Here is a 206-nt window from a genome sequence, read left to right as displayed (position 1 = left end):
GGAAGATCAACGAGTCGACGGGTGATGTGGTCGCGCAGCTTTCCTGACTGTCCGCAGTCCGGGCACACGCCGCTAACGGCTACTGGCGTAGCCTCAATGATGGTCAGCGGTCCGGCATCAGCAGCACCGGTGATAGCAAGCCCGATTTCCGCGGTACGGCAGATGGTGTCGGCAACGAGGTTTCCAGTAGGCTTCACAGTACGGGT

General features: G+C 60.7%; 1 pseudogene. It reads right to left on the bottom strand.

The window, feature by feature from the left end:
• A pseudogene (locus HMPREF2993_RS06990) lies at positions 1 to 197 on the bottom strand (ISL3 family transposase); the annotation flags it as partial.
• Positions 198 to 206 lie beyond the last annotated feature (9 nt).

The organism is Corynebacterium sp. HMSC068G04, assembly GCF_001814885.1.
Lineage (GTDB): Bacteria > Actinomycetota > Actinomycetes > Mycobacteriales > Mycobacteriaceae > Corynebacterium > Corynebacterium hiratae.
The sequence above is the reverse complement of the archived record's forward strand: the minus strand, read 5'-3'. Positions and strand labels throughout refer to the sequence as shown.